Source organism: Chryseobacterium artocarpi, assembly GCF_001684975.1.
Lineage (GTDB): Bacteria > Bacteroidota > Bacteroidia > Flavobacteriales > Weeksellaceae > Chryseobacterium > Chryseobacterium artocarpi.
Map to the genome: position 1 here is coordinate 64,453 of NZ_MAYH01000048.1, position 25,808 is coordinate 90,260.

Consider the following 25,808-nt stretch of genomic DNA (forward strand, 5'->3'; position numbering starts at 1 on the left):
AATTTTATAGTGAAACATTAAAGCCCATACTGAATACTCTCTGACGAGGAGTTCCATTGAAATCCACTCCTGCATTTTCCATTTCCGGATCAAGACCTTTATATTTAGTAATGACAAATGCATTCTGAGCCTGGAAGTAAACTCTCAAACCTCTAACTCCAACATTCTTCAGAATATCTTTAGGGAAATTATATCCTAAACTAATTACGTCGAACTTTACAAAACTACCATCTTCTAAAAATCTTGAAGAAGCATTACTTGTAAGGTTAGTAAGTGTATTATCAGCAAAATATAATTTTGGTGTTAAACCATCTCCCGGATTCGATGGACTTTGCCATCTTCCTAAGATTTCAGTTGAATTATTATTAAAGTTCAAGGTCATCAAATCTCTTCTGGTAGCATTAAAGATTTTATTTCCACCACTGTATCTTACCGTAGTTCCCAGATCAAAGTTGTAAAATCTAAACTTTAAACTTACTGCTCCAAAATACTTTGGTAAAGAATTACCTAATACCTTTTTATCAGACTGAGCTAAAATTGCAGACTTACTTACATCATTAGGATTAGAAGGATCAAATACAGCATAAACACCTTTTCCTACAACTCCTTGCACTAAACTTCCATCAGCTTTATAATAAACCGGATTTCCGTTCGCTGCATTTACTCCCCAATATTCAAATCCATAGATAGATCTTAAAGATTCACCTACTCTTATGATATTGTTTGCACTGGAGAAAATATCTGCATTATTGTTCGCAAGAGCCAAGACCTTATTACTCATCAAGGTAAGGTTAGCATTCACATCCAATCCAAAATTTTCAGTATTGATAACATTGTAATCCACAGAGAATTCGAATCCTTTGTTCTTCATATCTCCAATGTTTTTAAAGATACTGTTATTTGGAACCCCAAGAGACGGAGCTAATGGAGCTTCAATGATCATATCTGAAATTTTGTTTTCAAAATAGTCAAACGTCAACTTGAGCTTATTTTTAAATAAAGATACATCCAATCCGTAATCATACTTGTGACTCGTTTCCCATCTTAAATCAGGATTATAAATCTGAGAATATGCAACCCCAGTATAATCAGCATACTTATAGTTACTAAACAATCCTAAATATGGATAGTTACCAATATCCGTATTACCTACCTTAGCGTAAGAAGCTCTAAGCTTAAGATCTGAAACTATGTTTTCAAGACCTTGCATGAAATTTTCTTTACTTACCGTCCATCCTACTGATACTCCTGGGAAGTTACCCCATTTATTTTTCATTGGTAATGAAGAAAGACCATCCCTTCTGATAGACGCCTGTAGGAAATATTTCCCTGCATAGTTATAGTTGAATCTTCCAGCATATGATAAAATCCCTTGCTCCGTGATCCCTCCTCCTGATTGTGGAGTTCCTACAGAACTTGAAATAATTCCATTATTGAAGAAAGGTGTAGACAAGTTTGTTCCACCTCCGTAGAAACTTTGCAGTTTTTGCTTCTGATATTCATATACAGCTACAGCAGTAATTGTATGTTTTTCAGCAAAAGTTTTATTGAATGTTAAGATATTTTGAATATTTCCTCTTAGATAATCAGAAAAGTCATTTCTGATATATCCGTTTGATCCACGCCCATCACCATGCACCGGATTCCAATACACGAACCCTTTCGTTTGAGACTGGTCAACACTTACCTGAAATCTATAATTCAGGAACGGATATAATCTTATGTCCGAATAAAGAGATCCTATCAATCTGTTTACGCTAGACCTCATTTTATTATTATTAAGAGCATACACAATATTTGTAATATTATCTCCCGCCAACAATGTATTTTGCCATCTTCCAACTACCCTTGGATCGGTAGCGTCAATATTATAACCTGTAGGATGGTTAGGATTAAAAATTGGGGTATTTGGTAACTGTTTAATCGCGTTATAAATATTTCCAGAAAGCGAAGAAGCTCCTGTATTTAATCCTACATAATCCGTTTTTGTAAAACTAAGGTTTGTTCCGATTTTCATCCACTCGAATGCCTGATGATCTACGTTTGCTCTTGTAGAAAACCTTTGCATTTCGTTAGGAATTGCAACTCCTTCCTGTTTTGTATACCCAATAGATGTATAATAATTTGATTTACCAAAAGATCCAGATGCAGACAATGTATTATCCGTCTGAAAAGCAGCAGATCTTAAAACTGCTTTCTGCCAATCCGTATTATATTCTGTTCCAAAGGCTACAGCACTTTGTCCAGCATTTGCTCTTTTTTCATTTGAAATGGTAATAAAGTCGGGAGTCTGAAGTAAATTATACAAACCAACTGGCATTGCATACCCAGCATAGTTACTGAAATTCAGGCTTAATCGCCCTCCCTTTCCTTTCTTAGTAGTAATCAAAACTACCCCATTAGCAGCTCTTGAACCATAAATAGCAGTGGAAGCACCATCTTTTAAAACTTCAAAAGATTCAATATCATTAGGATTGATATCACCTAATCCATTCGTTGAAGTTTGTCCACCCACATCGCCGGAAAAGATCGGAATACCATCTACAATATACAACGGCGAGGTACCCGAAGTAATAGATGCAATCCCTCTAATTCTCACTCTTGGCGGCTCCCCTAAAATACCGGTAGCACTAGTGATCTGAACCCCTGCAGCTTTACCTGCAAGCTGTTGTTCAAAACTTGGAGCAGCAATATTGGCAACATCGGCAGCTTTAATAGAGGTTACAGCACCCGTAACTTCTTTTTTCTTCTGCGTTCCATATCCTACTACCAAGACTTCTTCGATTTCCTTAGTGGAAACTGTGTCTTTTTTTACCTTTTGTGCCATAAGTCCTTGCCCCATAAAAAACAGGACTCCGGCACTTAGCACAGATAATTTTCCATTCATATTAACAAATTTTAAGATATTCCGGAGACAAATATGTTAATAAGAAGCAGAAGTTTCAAATTACAAAATACTAATAAAACGATTGTTTAAGTTAAAAATAAACAATAAAAAACATTATTTAATTTAAAATATAAATCAAAAACAACAATATTGTTAAATAATAATAATTCAATTTAACTTTAACAGAATATTAACAACATGTAAAATAATTCATTCATGTACATCAAATCATAACTATTAACGAAAAATATCAATTAAATAAATCATTAAATAGAAAAATATTCAAAAAATAAAATGAGAAAACATCACAAAAAAACCAAAAATCAATAAAACAAAACAAACGAAAAGAGAAAATAAATACAATAAAACAACTAAAAATAGGATTTAATAAAAATTATCACAATAAAACACACATTACACATAGATTATAAAACATAAACATTTAAAAAAAAATTACATTTAATATCAATGTTTTTAATAACACTTAGCTTCCATTTTATTGATCTGATGATAGAAATACCTTTTTAAAAATATTTCTCTACCTGTATGCAAATAATAAATACAATTTATATTACTTATTATACAAAAAACCCCTGCTTTGAGCAGGGGTTGTGTATAATATGATTATATTTTAGTTATAACCAGGGTTTTGTTGACCTTTCATTCCTTGGTTAGCCGAAATTTCTGCCAACGGAATAGGTAAAGTATATTTATAACTATTATTAGGTAAATTTGATGTAGGTACGTTGTCATCATTATTTAAATCCCTATCCATAGTTACACCAGCCTTTTTAGCTAATCTCTTAAGGTCAATGTATCTATGCCCTTCTAATGCAAGCTCGATACGTCTTTCTTTTAAGATATCAACATATGCCTGTTGAGTACTTGTATAAGTAGGAGTTGCAGGAACATTAGCGTAGAATCTTGCATTTCTAACTTCCTGAACAGCATTTGCTGCTGCAGGGAAATTATTTGCTTCAACCTCACATTCTGCTAAAATGAAATACATTTCAGATAATCTTATTACTTTCACATCATTTCTAGTAGCTGATCCTGTTTTACCTGGAAATTTATCAATAACATATTCACCACCTGCTGAAGTTGGATCAATATAGGCGTACCTTCTTATATCTCCCGATGTAATGAATAACTGACGAAGGTTATAGCCCCAGCTCCACATTGGGTTTCCATTGATTGTAGACTGATTCGTATTCCAGAATGTTCCAATAGCCAAACCTGATCCAGGAACAAGTCTCTGTATTGTAAATAAAGATTCTCCTTTATTAGTATCTTGCCACATCTGTCTGTAAGGATTATAAGAAACAGGAATATCAGTACCTGCTGGAATTAATCCATCACCACTTACCACTGTTGTTCTAACCGCTGTTGTATTATAGAAATATACATTCCAAGCTGGAGTTCCTATTGCAAAAGTCGCATTTGGAGACTGTATAGGATTTGCTTTAGTTAATGTAACACCTCCGTTATTGATAGCTTCCTGAGCATATTGTTTTGCTAAAGCATAATTTCCTCTATATAAGTTTGCCCTAGCAGACACAGCTGCAACAAAAGTCTTATTTACATAGAACGAATCGCCACCATAAGACAGAATACTTCTAGCATAATCTAAATCAGCATTGATCACATCAAAAACAGCTTTATTTGTAGCACGAGGTATATTTACATTAAGCGGATCTGAAATTAAACCAGAAACAATCATGCCACCTAATGCATTATCATCTTTAATATCTGTTGAAAAATACTTTTCAATTTCTAGATAGCAATAAGCTCTTATAGCTCTTGCTTCCGCAATTACCTTGTTATATTCATTTTGCTCTGCTTGTGTTGCAGGCTTCACGTTTTTAGACAATTCAATTAATCTTCCAATACGACCAATTACAAGATAATTAAAAGCCCATATTTTACCCGTCTGTGTATCACTATTATCTAAAAAGTATCTGTGCAATCCAAACTCCTGTCCTCCTGAACCACTACCAGGTCTTACTTCATCGGTAAGAACAGCTGTAAGATAGTTCCCATATGAAGGCTCTAAGTTAGCATAAACAGACCCGTTAAGATACGTTTTCATATTAGCTACACTTACAAACACTTCATCATCTACTATTTGACCAGGCTGTACAATATCTAAAGCATCATTACAACTATTAAGAAGAACACTTCCGCCAAACAAAGAAGCTCCTAAAATAAGTCCAGTTATTATTTTTCTTTTCATTTCAATAATTTTTAAATTTTAAAATTCAACATTTACACCAACCGAAATTGTTTTAGGGTTTGGATACACCCCTAATGAATATTGATTAGTAGGTTCCGGATCATAACCTCTCCAATCGGTCCAAGTGTAAAGGTTTTCTCCCTGAGCATATAATTTTAAACTTCTAATTGGAAGTCCTCCTAATTGTTTCTTTGTAAAATTATATCCAATGGATACGTTTTTCAATCTTATAAAGTCTGTTTTATATAAATATCTATCAGATCTGTCATTAGAATCTGCATTCACAGCACTTAACGCAGGGATATCTGTATTTCTATTATCAGGTGTCCATGCATTTAACAAGTCGCTTGATACGTTATTATAGATTGTTGTATATAATGGGTTCATAGCCCATGCATAAAGGTTGTCATACTGCCATCCACCTGCTTGGAAAGAGAAAAACGCAGAAGCAAAGAATCCTTTATATTCAGCATCAATACCAGCACCTCCTGTCCATTTAGCATAAATAGATTTTCCTGTAAAGACTCTATCATTAGCAGTAGGAGCTTCTGTAGCTTGTCCGTTCGCTCCTCTGAACACTTGTTCTCCGGTATCAGGGTTAACACCTAAATACTCATATAAATACCATTGATCAGCAGGTCCTCCAGCAGCATTTACGTTATCATCTGTAAGGTTTGCATAATCCATAGAAAGAATCTTATTCTTGTTATATGCAGCATTAACATAGACAGATAGTTTAAGATCTTCTTTTTTGAAGATATGTCCTCTTAAACCAATTTCTACCCCTTTATTCTCTAGCTCACCATTATTTCCATCGATATAATAGTCTTCAGGTGATAAATCATCATTAAGTCCTCCTGACGCTGCAGAAACAGTAATTTCATTAAATAGTCTGTTAGTTAATTTTCTATAAACATCTACACTACCTTCAATCACAGAATTATAATTAAAATCTAAACCGATGTTAGCCTGTGATTGTCTTTCCCATTGTAAATTTGGGTTTGATGGTACAAAATAATACCCTACTAAGTTCCCATATCCACGGTAAGTTTTATCTAAGTCAAGATAATTGTTGGGTCTAAGATAAATAGAATTGAAGTTATTCGATGCAATACCTAAGTTTTGGTTACCGGCTGTACCATAAGAAACTCTAAGTTTCAACATTCTGAATTTAGAATCAGCCATGAAGCTTTCTTTATCAATATTCCATCTACCTGCTACTGACCAAAAAGTTTCCCATCTATTTTCTTTAGCAAATCTATAAGACCCATCCCTTCTTATCGTTGCACTAAGTCCATATTTACCACTGTAATCGTAATCTGCAGTTGCAAAATAAGCCAAAGTACCTGAGTTCACCTTATTCGCTGAAACTGAAGGTACATATAAACTTGGGGTAGCAGGGTTAAATGGGATATAACCTGTCCCTGCACCTAAGCTCCAGAATAGAGGCTCTAATCCATTTTGAGTAGAAGAACTGAATGCATAATGTGCTTTCAAGTAGTCAGCATAAGCTGATAATGAAATATTATGCTCTCCAAACTGCTGATTATAACTTAAGCTGATAACATTGTTGAAGGTAAAGTCCTTAGTATTTGAAATAGTTTCAACTCCTCCATACTGTGCTTCACTTGATGCAGCTACGCTATTGGAAAGATAACCTAGTGGAGATCTTGCAAAGTTTCTATCACTTTGTTTGAACTCAATACCTACTCTATTTCCTAATGTTAAATAATCAGTTAATTTATATGATGCTTTAATGTTTGAGTTAATACTTGTTTCAGAGAACAAGTTCTGAACCCCTCCAATCATATTATCATACAAAATATAGGAAGCATATTTTTGAGAACTTTGTCCAATATGATTGAACATATCTTTACCATTTAAATATGGGTATGGTGCCAAAGTAGGATCCGATGTTAATGACCCAAATAATACGTTCTGAACACCATTTGCATTTAATGATACGGAGTTTTCTTCCTGATCTAACTGATGTCTTTTAGAATATCCTAACCCAACCATCGCAGAGTAGTTGAATCTATTATCCTTAGATTTACCTACGATATTATTTCTAAAAGTAAATCTTTTAAAATCTGTACCTTTAATAATACCTTCATTCTCTAAATATCCTAAAGATGAATAAACAGATACATTTTCGCCACCAAACTGTAATGATAAGTTATGTTGTTGACTAATTCCTGTTCTAAAGAATTCCTTATTCCAATTTGTAGTAGGAGCATTAGCAATTGCTTCATTTGTTATTGGATTTGGAGATTGCCCAAACTCATCATATAACCTTTGCTTAATAGTCAAAAACTGAGGACCATTAGACATATTATATTTATCTTTCGGGAATGTTGAGAACGAAGTCATCGCATCATATGAAAGTCTAACTCCTGAGTTAAATTTTCCCGTTTTAGTAGTAATCACAATTACACCATTCGCTCCTCTGTTTCCATAGATTGAAGTTGCTTGCGCATCTTTTAAGATACTTAATGACTCAATATCATTGGGGTTCAAGTTTCTAAACTGAGTAGCAGAGGTAGTAAGACCATCTATAACATATAATGGATCTGTAGATGCATTTAAAGACCCTACCCCTCTAATAATAATATCAATTTTACCAGAACCAGGAGAACCAGAACTTGAATTAACAGAAAGTCCAGGAGCTGAACCTTGAATTGAATTCAAGAATGTTGTGTTCGGTCTATTTTCAAGTGTTTCCGCTGAAATAGTTGTTACAGCTGCTGTAGATTTTGTTTTTGTAGCAGTTTTACTATATCCTAGTACAACAACTTCGTCAATTTGTTTTACTTTAGATGCAGAATCTTTCTTAGTCGTTTGCGCAAAAGCTGCTTGTCCTAAAAAAAACAAAGCTCCAGTGCTTAATACACGTAGTTTAACATTCATATTAACAAATTTTAATATATTTTAAAGGCAAATATGTTAATAAATATTAATAAACCAAAAATACAAAACATTGATAAACAATAGATTAAAATACATTAAATTAACTAAAACCACTACAACTACACCATGTAAATAATCAATATCGTATAATGAATGAAAAAAAAACTCAACACGTAAATATTAATAGAATTTTAACAACTTATAAAAATTCAATGACAATACACTTTTTTCAAATAATCAATAAAAATAATAAACCAAATACGTTTATTTAAGCAAAAAACATTCAAATAAAGAGACAATATAATTTTCAAAAAAAGTATTAAAACTGCGTATTATTAGTAATATTTCTTCTAGAAAAAGCAAAAAAATAAAGCATCTCATAATTTGAGATGCTTTTTATCAGTTTATATCACAATATTTTAACCTTGATAACTATAATATCTTGCTCCTACTGAAACAGGATTATCAATTTCTATGGAAGCAAGACCAAATCCTTTATAAGCGGGATTCACAGACTGTTCCAATTGCTTTCTATGAAGCTTTTCATAAGTTTCGAAGTCTACAGCTGTTCTATTTTTCAGGTTTTCAAATAAATCCCACTTTTCCACTACTGTTTTCCACTTGTCTGAAATCTTTCCTGCAAATACCTTCGATTTAGAACCACTACCATACCCAAAGAAACCTATCTCTTTTCCTGACAAATCTTCGTTTTCATTAAAAGAAGTCTCTAACCCTGAAAGAAATGCCATAAAAATAGAAGCAGTATACATATTTCCAATTTCTGATGAAGCGCGTTGTGTTTTTTCTATTTTCTGATTGATTAGCTGAAGATAATTTTCAGATTTCGCAACAGCTTTTTGCTCATCCGGAGTTCCATAAGAAAGTCCATTTTCAAGGCTATAAATTTCTGTAAAAACTCTTTTCCCGTGAAAAGCATAAGGAAGGTGAAAAATAATATAATGCCAGTTTTCATAAGGCTTTTCTTCTCCTGTAATTTCTTTATAATGCTGATATGCTTCCCTGATTCTATCCTGATAACATTGATTGGAATACTGTCCGTCAAAGACCGGTTCATCTGTAAAAATCTCTATTTTGTCAGGAAATGCATCCGGAGCACCGTTCAAATCTTCTCTTTTATATTGTCTTCTTGGTTTGAAGAAATCAAAAACACTTTCTGTGGCTACTCCCCAATGGTTTTCAATTTCAAGGAGATCAGGATTGGAAGAAATAAGTAAAGAAACAGCACCTCCACCTTGCGTATATTCTCCAGAAGATGCCAACTCGTATTTTGCATAATCGCTTGCGATCACTATTGCTTTTTTATCCGGATTTACCCTTACAAAGTCTAAAGCATTATGTAATGCATCCACAGCTCCGATACATGCAAAAGTCATGTCTACCACATCACAGTTTCTGAAAACTCTTTCTCCAAATTCTGCTTCCAAAACTTTTTCAACCATCTGCATTGCATAAGAAGCCGTTGGTTTTGCTGCATCCAAAGCACTTTCTGTCCCCAAATAAATTCTTGAAATTTCTCTGGGATTAATATTATAATCTTTAATTAATTTTAATAATGCTTCTGCCGCAAAAGTAGCAGTGTCTTCATGTACATCCGGAAAACCCATTTTATGAAGTCCTAATCCCTTCTCCAATTTTGCTGGTTCTATGCCTCTTTTTTCAGCTAAATCTTTAATTTCCAAATACAAAGAAGGCACATAATAACTCGCAGCCTCAATTCCAAAACTCATAATCTTCTAAATTTTAAACGAATTTATGAAAGATAATGTAAAAAACAACGGTAAAATTCACTGATTTTTGTAACATTATCAAAATCCTCTATCGTAATAAGTTTTTCAGAAATTTTCGCATCCCATAAAAAATAAAGCCGACATATTTGCCGGCTTTAGATTATGGATCTTAATTATATTATTATTTATAGTTCTCAATTGCTTTATTTAAAGCATCAATCTGCTTATTGATACTTGCAGCATTTTGTGGGTTCTGTTTCAGCAATTCCATTTTCTTTGCTAAACCATCTTTCAGCATTTGTACAATCATCATTTTAGCTTGCGGGTTATCTCCCATCTGATTTTTTGCATATCCCACGATCTTCGTAACACTTTCAGTAGCTTTTAAATTATCTGAAGTCATGATCCAGTTGAAACCGTCTTCCGCCGCTTTTCCTAATTCCGGGTTCTGAAATTTAATAAACGGATAGAATGCGGCATGTTGAGCAATATTTGGCATTTGAGAAGTGACTTTATTCTTTACAATGATCGGTAACAACTGTGCCTGTAAATCTTCGGAAGCACCTTCCAAGTCAATTTTATCAGCCAGAGTATTTGCTTTAGACGGATCAATCGTAATAAGAGCTCCTAAAGAGTTTCCTTTTACTGCATTGGAAACTGCACCTACTCCTTTTTCAAAAATCGGAAGATACTTTTTATCTTTTGTTTTGGCTAAAGCAGAGATTGCAGCAGCCTGTGTTAATGTTTTAGGATCATTCGTTGCCAGTTTTTCGACGTCAGCTCCTAACGCTTTCATCTGTTCAGGATTGGAAAGATCCATTAGCTCTAAAGCTTTAATTCTTATTCTAAAGAACGGATCTTTTAATGCAGCGGCTAATAATTTTGTTGCAGCAGGATTTTTCCCCACTTGATCTTTAATTCCCGTTAAAGCAACATATCTGCTTTTAAATTCTTTAGAATTAGTAAACTGCATAAGATTTTGCTCGGGAGTTTTCGTATCTGTGATGTCAGCTAAAAGAATTCCGTCTGCATTGATATTAACCAAATCCGGAGTTTTGGAAACATCAAAACTAAATGTATTTTTCGCATCTGCATTTACCCAAACATTATATCTTTTAGGTTTTCCGTTATCATATACATCAATAGCAAGTGGAAACTGGAATGGTTGCTCCTGAGTCTGATTTATTGTTACAGTCACTTGTTTTTTTACCGGTTCAAATGCTGTTGAATAATTAATTTTCGGGTTCCCACTTCCAAAATACCATTGATTGAAGAACCAGTTCAAATCTTTTCCTGACACTTTTTCAAAAGAAAGTCTCAATTGATGAGCTTCCGCATTTTGATACTCGTTTGTTTTCAGGTAATCATTCATTCCGGCAAAGAAAGCATCATCACCAAGGTAATTTCTTAACATATTAAGAATTCCGCCTCCTTTCTGATAGGTTACAAGATCAAATACGTCTTCACGGGATTCATAATTGAATCTTACGAGGTTTTTCTTAAAATCGTTCGGATTATGAAGGTACATATTCACGTCAGACATCAAATGATAATCAGCCTGATCTTTTCCATACTTATATTCATTCCAAAGATATTCTGAATAATTAGCAAATGATTCATTTACCGTAAGATTACTCCAGCTTTCCGCAGTCACCAAATCCCCAAACCAATGGTGGAATAATTCATGCGCAATGGTATCTTCCCATTTATTTTCATCAATAAGCTGTCCCGGTTTTTGAAGAATATCACTTCCGTGAAGGGTTGCCGTTGTATTTTCCATCGCACCACTTACGTAATTTCTTCCGGAAATCTGTGCATATTTCGCCCATGGATAATCATAATTCATTTTCTTGGAGAAAAACTCGATCATTTCAGGAGTATTTCCGTAGATCTGTTTTGCATAAGGTTCATATTCCTTTTCGATATAATAATCTACAGCAATATTTTTCCATTTGTCTTTTACAATAGCATACTCTCCTACTCCCATGAAGAAAAGATAAGTGGAATGTCTTTTATCCATCACCCAATGATCTGTTCTCAGACCGTTGGATTCTTTTTGAGAAGTTTTTAAAACTCCATTGGAAAGTGTCACATATTTATCAGGAACGGTCATATAGATTTCCTGTGTGGTTTTCTGATTGGGTTTATCAATAGTTGGAAACCATGCAGAGGAAGATTCTGTTTCTCCCTGCGTCCAGATCTGTGTTGGCAAATCCGGATCTGTTCCCTGAGCGTTAATGAAATAAAGTCCTTTGGCATCATTGATTGCCATACTTCCTTCTTGTTTCACTTCATTCGGGCGGGATGTGTATTTGATATAAACGGTGTAGTCCTGATTCTTCTGATAGGTTTTATCCAGCGTAATCTTTAAAACATCATTTTTATAATCATATTTTAAAGGTGATTTTTTACCATTACTATCAAGAGATACTTCATGAATCAGCATTCCTTTTGCATCAAGTGTCAGTTCATTGGTTGGATAGAAATATGGTGAAGCGGTAAGCCATTCTTCTCCGTTCATCTGCTCCTTTTGATAGTCGAAATTCACTTTCAGCTTAGTATGTTTTAGCTCCGTAACTTTGGTATGGGTAGCTCTATATACTTTTTCTCTTCCAGAAGTTTCGGTTTGTGCTGATACATTAGCGGAAAACATAATTCCAAGTATAGCCATTGATAAAATCACCTTTCTCATCTGTCTACTTTATTTTTTTAGGTTTATTTTTTAATTAGAATGTCAAAAATATCATTGACAAGGGTTTCGTAGTCTCCTGTCTTCAACTGTTCTTTTGTTTTGGCAAAAGCTTTTTTCAGTTCACTTTCAGGGTTTTCATCATCAATAATTTCTGCTGAAGCTACTCCTTTCAGTTGAAGTACGATATTTTTCAGTACTTCGGGGTCTGCTCCTTCTTCGATATTTATTTTTAAAAATTTCATAATTTTTGTGATTGGATTTATTATTCTGCCTTTTGTTAAAGGTCAAAATCAAGTTCTTTCAAATTTAAAACTTATTTTAGAAACAATAAACTGATTTCTTCCTTTAAAAATTGATTTTCATCTGAAATAGAAGGAATTTGGACCATTTATCTCCGAAATCACAAAACTTCCACCTTTTGAATGTTTACTTTATTCTGGTTATTATTCCGTTTTTGTAAAGAAATACAATATTACAGTCTGCCTTTCTTTCAATGTTGTAAACATGAATTTTATGAGGATCAATACCATTCATCTGAGATAACATCGGACTTTCCCAGTTATTGTAAAAAATTGGTTCTCTTAATGTAAAACGAGGATTGGTTTTAACCTCATTGAAAATATCATATTTCAGACACACTTCTCCGGCTTCAATATGGTTTGATTGAAGAGCTGTATTTAATTTTGTGAATATTTCATTGTTAAACTTAACGGCATAAGACCATGAATTTTTCACACTCAGATTCGTAATAACAAGCAGAAAAGCAATGACCGCCAAAAAAGCACTTGTTATTTTGTTTCCTAATTTCAATTTAACTGATGAATAAACGATTAAGGAAACGACAAGAAGGGTATAAAAAAGTCTTATAGCTCCTAAGTTCCTATTATCAAAACCGAAAATTGTAGGAATATAGGATGAAAAAAGGAAAATACTCAGTCCAAACATTATTGAAAGGAAAGATATAAGCCCAATCTTTTTATATTCTTTTAAATTACTTTTAAAATCATATCCGGAAAATACTTTATAAGTCACGAATGAGATCAAAAAAGCTGATAGTATCTCTATAACATGAAGATTACGAATATTCAATAAACCTTTATAGATTCCTACAAACAGATCTTTGAAAAATAATTTCAGAGAAAAAACTGCAATCTGAAGAACTCTTTTAAATTCAAAAATTTTGTTTACTTCATCTCTTTGATACGAGTTTACAAATATAGAAGGCTGAATGATCTTTCTGAAAATAATAATAATTCCTGATGTCAATAATAAAAACAGAATTCTTTTTTTATTGTCTTTAATAAGAAATAAGTTTAAAAGTATAAGCGGAAGAAAGATTTCATAACTCAATATTGAAGCGATAAAAAACAGTGAACTTATGATGATCTTTTCACGAACGTAGATGAAATAAATGCTTAATAAAAAGAAAATTGTTGCCAAATTTGAATTAAGCATAATGGAAGAAAACTGAATACTCGTCCCGATTAAGGAACAAGAATATAATAAAGTAATCAGACTCGCCAGTTCTTTTGAAAGTATTTTCTTTGCAATGCAATAAATCGCGAGTAAAGAAAGTGGAAAAAAAAGAACGCCTAACAGGTAGATATATTCATTAGACTTTGAGAAAAAAATCAACGTTCCTGTGACAATACCGGAAATCGGTCTTGCCGCCATTGTGGTGGAGTCTAAAAAAGAATAGAGATAACTGAAGTAAGACTTTGAAATATGTTTTGATTCGTAGAGCTTACTTAGGTCATCCGTCACAATGATCTTTTCTTTAAAAACGGACAAGCTTATGTAAAGGTTGTAAACAATTATTAAGATATTCAAAAATATCAGGTAACTATTGTTTAATTTTTTCTCCATATTATTTTTTCAGAATTTGTGGTGAGATGAATTCTCACAATCATCAAAAATAATAGAAATATACCAATTACAAAAGGATATAAAATCTGCGGATTATATTAAATAGCAACAGGAGCTTTAATCCCCGGATGCGGATCATAGTTTTCCAGTGTAAAGTCTTCGAAATCGAAATCAAAGATGTTTTTAATTTCAGGATTCAGCTTCATGGTAGGAAGAGGTCGCGTTTCTCTTGAAAGCTGTCTGTTTACCTGTTCAAAATGGTTATTATAAATATGAACGTCCCCGAAGCTATGAACATAATCTCCTACTTCAAGTTCACAAACCTGAGCTACCATCATCAATAATAATGCATAACTTGCAATATTGAAAGGAACACCAAGGAAAACATCTGCACTTCTCTGGTAAAGCTGTAGTGATAATTTTCCGTCAGCTACATAAAACTGAAATAATGCATGGCAAGGCGCCAATGCCATATTTGGAATTTCTGCAACATTCCATGCAGAAACGATTAATCTTCTTGAATCCGGATTTTTCTTGATCTGATCAATCACTTCTGTGATCTGGTCTACCACTTTTCCATCAGCTCCATGCCAACTTCTCCATTGTGCACCATAGACAGGTCCTAAATTTCCGTTTTCATCTGCCCATTCATCCCAAATGCTTACTCCGTTATCTTTAAGATATTTGATATTGGTATCTCCTTTCAGAAACCAAAGCAATTCATAAATAATAGATTTCAAATGCACCTTTTTGGTTGTTACCAATGGAAAACCTTTAGATAAGTCATATCTCAGCTGATACCCGAAAACACTTCTTGTTCCGGTACCGGTTCTATCGGTTTTATCAGTTCCGTTGTCTAAAATATGCTGTAAAAGGTCTAGGTAGTTTTGCATTTTGAGAGAAATTTTGTGGTTCAAATTTACTAAAAAAGCATTAAAAAAAGGCATTCATTTTCTGAATGCCTCTTATTGTTTTATTAAATATTTGTGTATCTGACATCTATGAAACAATGATATAATACATATCCTATTTCAGGACTACAAAACAGAAACATTGATTTTTTCATTATTCCCGCTGATAGATTTCAACTTTCCGTATCGGTCTTTATCAATAAACTTATCATCTGAATAATCCAGTTTCACAGGACCGAATTTCACCAACTTTTTGAACTTACTCTGATCAATAATATCCTTGGTTCCGTAGTCTATGGAAATATCGCCAATTATTTTTAATTTACCAGATATTTTCAATATTCTGACTGATATTGTTAATGGTAAATCCTTCTCCCATTTTCTTACCAAACATAGCCTTTACTAATGGAGATTCTGCGGACACTGTCATAACCTTCTGGTTATCAAAAACAATTTCTCCCATCGATACTGAAACATAAAAAAGACCTTTATTTGTTTTAACTAAAGCGCCATTCTGAACTTTTTCGGAAGCGTCTGAAATTATTTTCTGCAATACAGCCTGTTGATTCAATACCTCGTTGAGCTGTCGCTGAAGGTTATTAATTTCCTGCTGAAGCATTTCGCGACCTGTTTCATATTTGTCACCCATTGAGCTTTTCGTGTCGTTGTTAGAGGCACGGGTTTCTGCGATAAGGTTTTCGAAATATTGAGATTTATCGGCTAATTTGCCTTTGATTATGTTGATTATTTCCTGTTTGTTCATTGATAGCTGGATTATTTTATTGTGATGTAAGAACCACCCCGTCAAAATCGTAGATTTCGACACCCCTCGGCGGAGGGGAATGTAGGACCGTTTAAAAACTCACAATTAAGATGATAAAACTTATGTACTTTTATTTTTCAAATACGGCATAGTCTGAAACTTTGAAATTAAAGCCTTTGCTTTCATCAAAATTTCTTTTCGTCTTATCAAAAACGTTTCTGAAAGCTCCGGATAAATGTCCATCTTCAATACTAAAGTTTACTGGTTCTTTAGACATATTGAGAACGACCAGCACTTCATCTTTACCGTTTTTCCTTACGTAAGCTAAAACCTTATCATTAGCAGTTGTATTCAATAAATAAGTAGTAACGTTTGAGTCCCCACCTCTTAATGCCGGATTAGAAGATTTTAAATCCAATAATGTTTTATAAAAATCTGCGACCTGATATGTTTTTGTCCATTTAATCACATCTTTTTCAAAGAATTCCAATCTTTTCATATTCGGAAGTTCCTGTCCGGAATATAATAACGGGACGCCATTCCATGTTGCGGAAAATACAGCCATAGGCTTGGCAATTACTGCATATTTTTCATATTCCGTTCCGTTCCATGAGTTTTCATCATGATTTGCGGTAAACCATGCTCTCATTGAGCTATCTCCGATATTAGAGTATTTTACCAATAGGTCTTTCAGTTCCTGAAGAGGTTCATTTTTCTTGTAATAATCGGCAGATTTATGCATCCATTTCCATGAGTAACTTGCGTCAAATACTTTTCCGTATTCCGGGCTTTCCAATTCGTCAAATTCTCCCAGCCAGAAAAGTGGTTTTACTTTTTCAACTTCAGGACGTGCTTGTTCCCAGAAATCTACTTCTACCCAAGAAGCAAGGTCACACCTGAATCCGTCAATATCAGTTTCCGTTACCCAGAATTTCATGGCATCAATCATTGCTTTACGCATTTCCTGATTTTTATAATCCAGCTCAATGATATCATCCATTCCTGAAGCAATATGAAATTTCCCGTCCGGATCTTTCAGATAAAACTCCGGATGTGTTTTTGTCCATACGTGATCCCAACCGGTATGGTTCGCTACCCAGTCGATGATTACTTTAAACCCTAGTCTGTGGGCTTCATTTACCATATCCTTAAAATCCTGCATCGTTCCAAATTCCGGATTGATAGAGGTATAATCTGCCGCGGCATAAGGGCTTCCAAGGCTTCCTTTTTTATTTTGCTGTGCAATTGGGGTGATAGGCATAAACCAAAGTGTCTTTACCCCCATAGATTTCAGGCGGGGCATTTCTTTTGCGAATGCTTTAAAAGTCCCTTCCTGCGTATATTGTCTGATGTTTACTTCGTAAATATTAGTATTGTGTTTCCATTCTTTTGGTAGCTCAGTCATCTTCCCTCTGTTTTTTTGAGTGGTACAGGAAACAATTCCCAGACCAATTACGGCTAATAAAATTAATTTCTTCATTAATCTATTTTTAACAAAAATAAGGATTGTTTTTCAGGGAAAGGGACTAAAAGGGAAAATTACGAAGGTTATTTTGAAATAATATAAGTGTAAATATAATTGGTTTATGATAAATATTCTTCTATCTGAAGGTATTTATAAAAGCTGAAAAGTAAAGAGGACAGCTGAAGGATTCATTAAGTTTTTTCAAATACATCTTTGATGAATCTTAACTCATCTTACAATCTTCATTTTTCTTAATGGTTTAGCTGATCATGTTTTTTCTAACGCAAAGTTTTTAATAAGCTCCGGTTCTATTTTGAGGGAGCAAAGGGTGGAATCAATTTCATTGATTCTTTCTAAGTGGATGTGTAATTATATCTTGATATGGCTAGTTTCATTCAAGCTGCTTTAGTTTTAAATAAAAAAGCCCTGGATTAAAAACCCGGGGCATATATTTATATCTTATCTTTCATCATCATTGTCATCCTCATCATCAAAGACGTCATCGTTGTAGTCTTCTTCTTCGTCATCATCGAAGCTGTCATCTTCATCTGAGAAATTTCCTCCAGCTCCGAAATCTTCATCGAATCCAAATTCATCATCTGCCAAAGGCATTGCTGATTTCTTTTTAGAACCTCCAGCACCTCCATTTTTACTAGGAGCTTTCAATGGAACATTTCCAAATCTGAACACAGTAATGGGATAATTAACCCCTTTCTTTTCGTCAATGATTTCTATAAGCTCACAGAAGAATTCCCAAAGGTCAAGAAGTCCATATTGGAACTGTGCTTTGTCACCTTTATTTTCAAAAGCTTCATCAATGTAAACGTCTGACATAATCTCTCCATCACCATCATCGCTCATATCTTCCAGAGGAACACTTTTTACAATTGTTCCATCTTCTTCTAACAGATTAAAAGTAGAAAGCTCATCTCCCTGCAGACTGAATGCACTTTTAATTCCTAAATGTAAGTTCCATAACGTTTGTTTTCCCTTAACTTCAATATCACGGAAAATATCCTCTTTCGCATCTAATATTACGCGGATTTTGTAAACCATATCAGTTTCTTAAATTACTTTTTTTGCCTTTATAATTATGATAAATCTCTGGTGCAAATATATAATAAATGACATGTGACAAAAAAATATTTCAGGATTTTTTAAAATATTTTTTTTTCTTACATTTTGCCGAAACTATTTACTTTTTTCCAGCATAAAACTGAATTTTGTTCCTTCAAGATAGACACTTTCGACGGTAATGTTTTCGTTATGAGCTTCAAGAATATGTTTTACAATAGCAAGCCCTAGCCCTGAACCACCTTCTCTTCGGCTTCTGCTGGTTTCCACACGATAAAAGCGTTCAAAGATTCTTGGCAGGATTTCAGATTTGATTCCCATTCCGTTGTCTATTACTTCAATCAGTACTTTATTTTTTAAAACACTGGTTTTCACAATTACTTTTGCTTCCTGTCTGTTGGCATAGTGAATTGCATTAGAAATAAGGTTAATAAACACCTGGGAAATTTTCTGTTTATCTGCTTCCACAAAAATCTGCGGATGAAGGGTCTGAATCTGTAATGTGGTATTATGTTTTTCAGCTTCAAATTCAAGAAGATCAAAGATTTCCTTGATCAGAAGATTTACATCAAACTTGGAAACAGTAAGATTGATTTCTCCGGCTTCAAGTCTGTTGATCATATCAAGATCGGTAACAATGGCAATAAGTCTTTCAACGGATTTATCAATTCTTTCAAGATATTTGTCTCTGATGGTAAGATTATCTACTCCTCCATCCCTTAAAGTTTCTACATACCCTTGAATAGAAAACAAAGGTGTTTTAAGTTCATGAGAAACGTTTCCGATATATTCTTTACGATAACTCTCCATTTCCTTCATCATATCAATCTCGGTTACCTTCTGCTGATTGAGATCCGAGAATCTTTCTCCCAATTCCTTGATGGTAATATTTTCATCGTTGTCATTAACAATTTCCTGAGGGAGAAAATCAGATAAACCTTTTACCTGTTTTCTTCCATAATAGTTGAATAAAAGTTCAAGAACAATACAATTGATAATAAAAATCAGGACAATACAAATTAAAAGTCCTGTTTTGAATAGAGGTGTTTCATAATAGATATCTTTCAGTGAATCGAAAACGACCACAAGAAAGAGCATGACCAGTGTCAGTAGACTGGAGGCTACAAGGGTAAGTCTGTAAAATCTCAATTTTACAAAGTTTTAAAGATTAAACGTAAAGTTAGGATTTTTAAGTGATTAAACGATCAACTTATATCCAATTCCTTTTAATGTCTGGATGGTATTAATTCCCAGTTTTTCTCTTAATCTTCTGATATGAACATCTATGGTTCTTTCGCCTACGATCACATCATTTCCCCACACTTTTTCAAGAATTTCTTCTCTTTTGAATACCTTCTCTGTATTGGAAGCCAAAAGATAAAGTAAATCAAATTCTTTTTTAGGAAGAAGGAACTGCTGTCCGCTTTTTGAAACTCTGAAGTTATCTTTATCAATAACAAGATCTCCAATTTCGATAAGTTTTGCATTATCAGAAACCTGAGAAGTCAGTTGTAATAAAGCGTTTACTTTAGAGATAAGGATTTTCGGTTTAATAAGCTTTACCACATAATCATTAGCTCCTGCCTGGAAACCTGCCAACTGAGAAAACTCTTCACTTCTTGCGGAAAGGAATACAATAAGCGTTTTTTGAAGTTCTTTCACTTTACGAAGTTCCTGACAAGTCTCGATACCATCTTTTTCAGGCATCATTACATCCAACAGGATAAGATCCGGAACAATTTCCTTTGCTTTTTCTATTCCTTCGTTACCGTTGGTAGCAGTATAGATATCGTATCCTTCTTTTTCCAGATTGTAAGACAGAATCTCTAAAATGTCCAGTTCATCGTCTATTAAGAGTATTTTCTTTTGACTCATTTTAAATTTTTACTGTTTCAAAGTTAATCATTTTTGAATGATAGATTAACAAATTAGTCATCGTTCATATAAAGTTAACAATAACTCCACTTTCTTAATGTTTAGTTAAAAAAAAATTAAATTTTACTAAACCATCTACACCACTAATCTTTTATTCCTTTGCACCGAAAGAATCTAGTAAATAAAGCAAGTAAAAAAGAATGAAAATTAATAAACTTAGCATTGCAGTCTTATTTTTATCTGGTTCAGTGTTTTATGCTCAGGAAACGAAGCAGGACACCATCACTAAGGAGAAAAAAATTGAAGGCGTAGTAATCCAAGGAAGCAGTAACAAAAAAACTGAGACTGCTGTATTAGGAGAACAGAAAAAAGCAATTGTTCAAAAGCAGGCTGTAAGTGCTGAAGAGATTTCCAGAAAAGGGATCTCCAACGTAGAACAGGGACTTACAAAAGTAACAGGGATCACTACAGTAGAAGGAAGAGGTCTTTTCGTAAGAGGTCTTGAAGAACGATACAACTATTTATTAATTAACGGTCTTGGTTCTCCATCCAACAACCCTTTCCAGAAGATTATTGCATTAAAGCAGTTTCCAACGGATGTGGTAGGTAAATTGAACATTTATAAGACTTTCAACTCCAATCTTTACGGAGACTTTGCCGGAGCTACCTTTGATATTGAAACGCTTACAATTGATAAGCCATTTACAAAAGTAGAATTCAGTGTAGGAGTAAATACTTTAAGTACATTCAGAGATAATTTCAAAGTAGCTGAGGGTGCTGATGGGATGAATGGATACCTTGGATTGAACTCTAGGGATAGAAGGCTTCCTAGTGAGGTTAGAAATGCAACACCTACTAACTATAGATTTACACCTAATGAATCATTGAACTCATTTAAAGATTCTTGGAATGTAGATAATGTAAAAACAATGCCTAATACGAGTATTGGATTTACAACGGTACAAAAGATTAAAGCTGGAGAAACAGGTAATCTAGGGGTATTATTCTCTTTAAATCAGTCAACAAAATATTCATACAGAGAAGGTGATAATAACCAGTACAGAAATAATGGTCCTTCAATAGAACTAAGTAACCTGTTAAATAAGAAAGAGTACGAGTACGAAACTGAATCTTCAGTTTTATTAGGTTTAGGTTATAAAAATAAAGGTACCAATGTCAATTTAAATGCGATTTATTTACAAAATTCGTCAAATATTATTGAGGATTTTACAGGATACAAAAATGGACAGGTACTTGATCAACGTTTCTTCAGAACAAATCAACAAGATATTTCGAGATTTTTAGATTTACAGTTAACAGCTTCTCAAAAAGTTGGAGAACGTCATCAATTCAGAGCAGGAGCAAGCTACGTAATTAACAGTTACAGTCAGCCAGACCGAAAAATTTTCGAACTTACAAAGCCTGAAGATTATACTCATGCATTAATCTCATATGGAGGTAATAGCTTTATTCGACAATACTTGGATGTTAACGGTAGATTTTACGGTTCAGCATTTGGAGAATATTCTGTTTTTCTTGGTGATAAGGGCGAGCGCAAAGATTATCCTTTACAAGTCTCTATTGGATATAATGGATTTACAGACATAAGAAAGAATTCGTATCGTTTTATTTTTGGAAACCCTGGAACCGGAGCATCTTCTGTTTATATTGATATAGATCGTCCTCAGGATACCCTAAATAAGTCTATAAGTAATAATCAACTATATTACAATGAAGGTAGTGATTCTTATTCCTATTTATCAAATATATATCAATTTGTAAATGCGGGATATGCTAATATTAACTACAAACCTTCGGAGACTTGGGACATTTTATTAGGTGGAAGGTTTGAGAATGATATGAGAGTTATCAGATTCAATAGACCTGGTAATTCTAAAAGAGAAGACATAACACCAAATAAAAACTATTTCTTGCCTTCCCTTTCTATCAAAAAATCATTAAATAATAAGAATAATATAAGACTTTCTTTAAGCAAGACTATTACACGTCCTGTACTTATTGAAACAATGCCTATTGAATATATAAATCCTGATAACTCTTCAATCCTTGGTAATGCAAATATCCAAAATAGTGAAAACTACAACGTTGATTTAAAATGGGAATATTTCCCAACTAATAAAGAAATGTTTGCTGTTAATTTATTTGCTAAAAAGATTGATAAAGCTATTGAACGCTCCATGGCCCCATCAGCAAATGCAAGTGGAGTTGTTGTAACATTTTACAATGCAGAAAAAGCAACTCTTGCAGGAGTAGAACTAGAGGGTATTTTGAATCTGGGGAGATTTTCTGAATCTTTAGATAAATTTACATTGGGAGCGAATGCTACATTTATGTATACTGATGTAAAAAGAAGCGAAGATCAATTCAAAACTGAAAGGCCTGATGGATATACAAATGAGCAACTTCATAGAAGAGGATTACAAGGAGCCTCTCCATATACGATTAATGGAGATTTAAAATATGAATACAAAAACTCAAAAAATTTCAGCAAAACTTTCTCATTAGTATATAATGTGTCTGGTTCCAAAATTTATGCAGTCGGAGGTTCAGGTTCAGATAACTACTACGAAAGACCATTCCATCAGTTAGATTTTGTTTATCAGAATCAAATTGATAAAAATTGGAATGTCAAATTTAGAGTACAAAATATTTTGAACAGTAAATATCGTGTTGAACTAGGAGATAATAACTATTATACTATGAATACAAATGGTAATTATTCTTTAAATAACTATTTCAACGGTGTAACGTTCAACTTTACTGTAGGCTATACTTTTTAAAAACAACTTATAAAATAAATCTTAATATAAAATGAAAAGAAATCTTTTAACCTTAATATCATTAACTTTACTGTTAAGCGTATCCTCATGTACAATTGAGATCAATGATGACGCAGGAACTCCTACTACTACAAACCCTGGAAATACATCAGGAGTTTTACCTGAAGGAGGAAAATTATCTGGTGAAATCACTTCTAACTTAACAATAAAAAAAGGTAACTATACACTAGAAGGTATTGTAAAGGTAGCAGATGGCGCAACTCTTACTATTGAAGCAGGTGCTACATTCACTGTATCTACAAAAGTTACATCAAGCTTAGTTGTATTACAAGGTGGTAAAGTTATTGCTTTAGGTACTGCTAATGAACCGATTGTTTTCACTACTGAAAATAAAACTCCTGGTGGATGGGGAGGAATCACTCTTTATGGAAGAGCACCAATCAAAGCTGTAAATGGAAACACTACTGCAGTTTCTGAAGACGGAAACGCTATAAGCTATGGTGGTAATGATGCCAACTTTAGTTCTGGTATTTTAAAATTTGTAAGAGTAGAATATGCTGGTAAGAAAATCAATGATGGAACTTCAGAAACCAATACTTTTACGTTCTATTCAGTAGGTGATGGTACTATTTTAGAAAATCTTGTTGCCTATAAAGGAACTGATGATGGTTTTGAATTCTTCGGCGGTACTGTGAGCGCAAAGAATCTTGTTTCTTATGGTAATTATGACGATTCATTCGACTGGCAAGATGCATGGAGTGGACAAAACAACAGTAACTGGTATGCTTTCCAAACAGTAACCGGAAACTTCGGAATGGAAATTGAAGCATCTGCAAATGTAGATAATACAGCTCCGAAAATTTCGAATATTACGTTAATCAGAGATGCTAATACAGCTCCAGAAGTTGCAGGTTCTTCAGAAATATCTGCTATTCAATTCAAAAGACAGGGAACTGGTATTTTCTCTAATGTATATATCAGCGGTTATAAAAATATGGGTGGTAAAAATGCTTACTCAGTATTAATCCAAGAAGATACTACAGAAACAAATCAGGTAAATACTGGAAAGATTAAAGTTGAACCTCTTACTTACCTAAACTCAGATAATGCAGGGGTTTGGGGATATGCATACCCTAAAACGAATCCTAAAACATTCACAAATGCTACAGGTGTTACAAAAGTTTCTCTAACCCCAGGAGCCTGGGCTACTGTAGATGGAGTAAACCTTTTAGCAGCTTTACAATAACTAGTTTCTTCATTCAATTAAAAAACCATCAGATTTTTCTGATGGTTTTTTTATAATTACTTAAATTCTTTAAAATCAAGATTCATAAGGAAAAGACACTAAGATTTCATCATGCTTTAAATTAATATTATAATTAAAAATACGATCATCTAATCCCCACTTATTAGTTCCTATCAATACACTATAAGCCACTATATAAGTTTTTTCTTTATTGGATTCTATTTCAAAAATTTTTCCTTCATATGAATCAAATTTTTCTTTTAAATCTGATCTGAGATTTTCTTTTTCTACAACAGAAATTGAGATAGAATCCCATGTAGTTTTTACATCCATATACTCTACAAATGAAAACTCAAGGTCAATATTATAGGATGTTTCTTCTGAGTACCCCTCCTCATCACCATACTGCATAACGCTTCTTAAAAGCAAAGAACTATGACTTACCGTATATACCCAGATTTTGAATTTTCTGTTTGAATAAAATATCATTTTTTTTTAATGAAAAATCATTATTTAAAATTTTTCTTACACCAAAAAATTCTCTAAATTCTCCCCAAATTCAGATTGCTTTCCTTTCACCAAAACAATTCCACCTGAAATCAATTCAAAATTATTATTCTCATCTTTAATCTTATACATATTTTCTAAGCTTATATTATTCAAGTATTGATTTACAGAAAACATTGGATTATCGACATAAAAATAACCTTTAATATATTCACAATTTACCATTATGATATAGGCGATTTTATCATCTTCATTAAAGATAATCTTATTGCTAATCTTTTATGACTATATCAAATAACCAGATTTGAGCTCTGTTAATATGTAAGACTTTTAAACTCTCATTTATTTCCATATTCTTTCCAAAAGATCTTTTATATAATCAATTTATTCTTCTTCAATTAAATTTTTCATCCAATTTACAGCACTTCCTACCCCTTCTATAGAATACCAATTAATAGCTAGTAAATAATTAAAGTTTACGTTAGTGATAAAATATTCTATGCCAAAGGAATTTTCCATAATCGCTCCCATTCTTCGACCATCTTCTATCAAGACCACTTGATTCCGATCATTATTTTCCTGATCAAAGAATATATAAACAGGTTCAGAGTCCAGATTCGCAGAATAAGTATACTCATTTTTTTCTGCGGGAATAGAAATTGCATCACTGCTATTAATTGCAAGATGCCCTGATTTTTTCAAAACTTTAAATGTCTTAAATACTTGATCAATTATATCAATAGAGTCTTTTTTAGAAATAATCACACACTCCACGCCAAGTTCTTTACATACTTTTTGTATTTCATTAATTTTATTACTCATTTTATTACTCA

The 25,808-nt window shown here is 33.3% G+C and carries 19 protein-coding genes; 2 read left to right on the forward strand and 17 right to left on the reverse strand.

From position 1 onward, the window contains the following. Positions 1–4 precede the first annotated feature (4 nt). The 14 genes from BBI01_RS18145 to BBI01_RS18210 form a co-directional block, all read right to left on the reverse strand. Positions 5–2,887 (reverse strand): SusC/RagA family TonB-linked outer membrane protein, encoded by a 2,883-nt coding sequence (locus BBI01_RS18145; protein WP_065396060.1) that lies wholly within the window; start codon positions 2,885–2,887, stop codon positions 5–7. A 631-nt stretch (positions 2,888–3,518) separates the two neighbouring features. Continuing rightward, complete coding sequence (locus BBI01_RS18150; protein ID WP_065396061.1) at positions 3,519–5,120, reverse strand: RagB/SusD family nutrient uptake outer membrane protein; 1,602 nt, start codon at positions 5,118–5,120, stop codon at positions 3,519–3,521. Between the two features lie 18 nt (positions 5,121–5,138). Then, a complete protein-coding gene (locus tag BBI01_RS18155) occupies positions 5,139–8,027 on the reverse strand; it encodes a SusC/RagA family TonB-linked outer membrane protein (protein ID WP_065396062.1) in 2,889 nt (962 codons plus the stop codon). A gap of 419 nt (positions 8,028–8,446) precedes the next feature. After that, on the reverse strand, positions 8,447–9,775 hold the full coding sequence (locus BBI01_RS18160) for a hydroxymethylglutaryl-CoA synthase family protein (protein ID WP_065396063.1): 1,329 nt from the start codon (positions 9,773–9,775) through the stop codon (positions 8,447–8,449). A 181-nt stretch (positions 9,776–9,956) separates the two neighbouring features. Continuing rightward, positions 9,957–12,467 carry a M1 family metallopeptidase gene (locus tag BBI01_RS18165; RefSeq protein ID WP_065396064.1) on the reverse strand — a complete coding sequence of 837 codons (2,511 nt, stop codon included), beginning with the start codon at positions 12,465–12,467 and terminating at the stop codon, positions 9,957–9,959. Positions 12,468–12,490: 23 nt separating this feature from the next. Then, positions 12,491–12,709 carry a hypothetical protein gene (locus BBI01_RS18170; RefSeq protein WP_065396065.1) on the reverse strand — a complete coding sequence of 73 codons (219 nt, stop codon included), beginning with the start codon at positions 12,707–12,709 and terminating at the stop codon, positions 12,491–12,493. A gap of 184 nt (positions 12,710–12,893) precedes the next feature. Next, a complete protein-coding gene (locus BBI01_RS18175) occupies positions 12,894–14,333 on the reverse strand; it encodes a hypothetical protein (protein ID WP_123862172.1) in 1,440 nt (479 codons plus the stop codon). Between the two features lie 98 nt (positions 14,334–14,431). Further along, positions 14,432–15,226 (reverse strand): thymidylate synthase, encoded by a 795-nt coding sequence (locus BBI01_RS18180; RefSeq protein ID WP_065396268.1) that lies wholly within the window; start codon positions 15,224–15,226, stop codon positions 14,432–14,434. 144 nt (positions 15,227–15,370) lie between these two features. Then, positions 15,371–15,583, reverse strand: a complete 213-nt coding sequence (locus BBI01_RS18185; RefSeq protein ID WP_065396067.1) for a hypothetical protein — start codon at positions 15,581–15,583, stop codon at positions 15,371–15,373. Further along, positions 15,567–16,007: a hypothetical protein gene (locus BBI01_RS18190; protein WP_065396068.1), complete on the reverse strand. Its 441-nt coding sequence runs from the start codon at positions 16,005–16,007 to the stop codon at positions 15,567–15,569. Before BBI01_RS18190 ends, BBI01_RS18185 begins: the two co-directional genes overlap by 17 nt. A gap of 130 nt (positions 16,008–16,137) precedes the next feature. Next, on the reverse strand, positions 16,138–17,487 hold the full coding sequence (locus BBI01_RS18195) for an alpha-amylase family glycosyl hydrolase (RefSeq protein WP_065396069.1): 1,350 nt from the start codon (positions 17,485–17,487) through the stop codon (positions 16,138–16,140). 444 nt (positions 17,488–17,931) lie between these two features. Continuing rightward, complete coding sequence (locus BBI01_RS18200; RefSeq protein ID WP_065396070.1) at positions 17,932–18,528, reverse strand: IS1096 element passenger TnpR family protein; 597 nt, start codon at positions 18,526–18,528, stop codon at positions 17,932–17,934. A gap of 135 nt (positions 18,529–18,663) precedes the next feature. After that, positions 18,664–19,695 carry a sensor histidine kinase gene (locus BBI01_RS18205; protein WP_065396071.1) on the reverse strand — a complete coding sequence of 344 codons (1,032 nt, stop codon included), beginning with the start codon at positions 19,693–19,695 and terminating at the stop codon, positions 18,664–18,666. A gap of 48 nt (positions 19,696–19,743) precedes the next feature. Beyond that, entirely contained in the window at positions 19,744–20,421 is a 678-nt protein-coding gene (locus tag BBI01_RS18210) for a response regulator transcription factor (protein ID WP_065396072.1), read from the reverse strand. A 200-nt stretch (positions 20,422–20,621) separates the two neighbouring features. On the opposite strand from BBI01_RS18210, the gene BBI01_RS18215 reads away from it, so the two are divergent. Both BBI01_RS18215 and BBI01_RS18220 read left to right on the forward strand, forming a co-directional pair. Beyond that, the gene (locus BBI01_RS18215; protein WP_065396073.1) at positions 20,622–23,222 is read left to right on the forward strand and encodes a TonB-dependent receptor plug domain-containing protein; all 2,601 of its coding nucleotides are present in this window, start codon (positions 20,622–20,624) and stop codon (positions 23,220–23,222) included. A 31-nt stretch (positions 23,223–23,253) separates the two neighbouring features. Beyond that, entirely contained in the window at positions 23,254–24,468 is a 1,215-nt protein-coding gene (locus BBI01_RS18220; protein ID WP_065396074.1) for a beta-helix domain-containing protein, read from the forward strand. 75 nt (positions 24,469–24,543) lie between these two features. Here the strand turns inward: BBI01_RS18220 and BBI01_RS18225 are convergent, their stop codons facing one another. From BBI01_RS18225 to BBI01_RS18230, 3 genes are all read right to left on the reverse strand, one after another. Then, positions 24,544–24,957, reverse strand: a complete 414-nt coding sequence (locus BBI01_RS18225; protein ID WP_065396075.1) for a hypothetical protein — start codon at positions 24,955–24,957, stop codon at positions 24,544–24,546. 36 nt (positions 24,958–24,993) lie between these two features. After that, positions 24,994–25,200, reverse strand: a complete 207-nt coding sequence (locus BBI01_RS22890; RefSeq protein WP_165602269.1) for a hypothetical protein — start codon at positions 25,198–25,200, stop codon at positions 24,994–24,996. 159 nt (positions 25,201–25,359) lie between these two features. Continuing rightward, positions 25,360–25,797, reverse strand: coding sequence for a hypothetical protein (locus tag BBI01_RS18230; protein ID WP_228394036.1), 438 nt, complete (start codon positions 25,795–25,797; stop codon positions 25,360–25,362). Between the last annotated feature and the right edge of the window lie 11 nt (positions 25,798–25,808).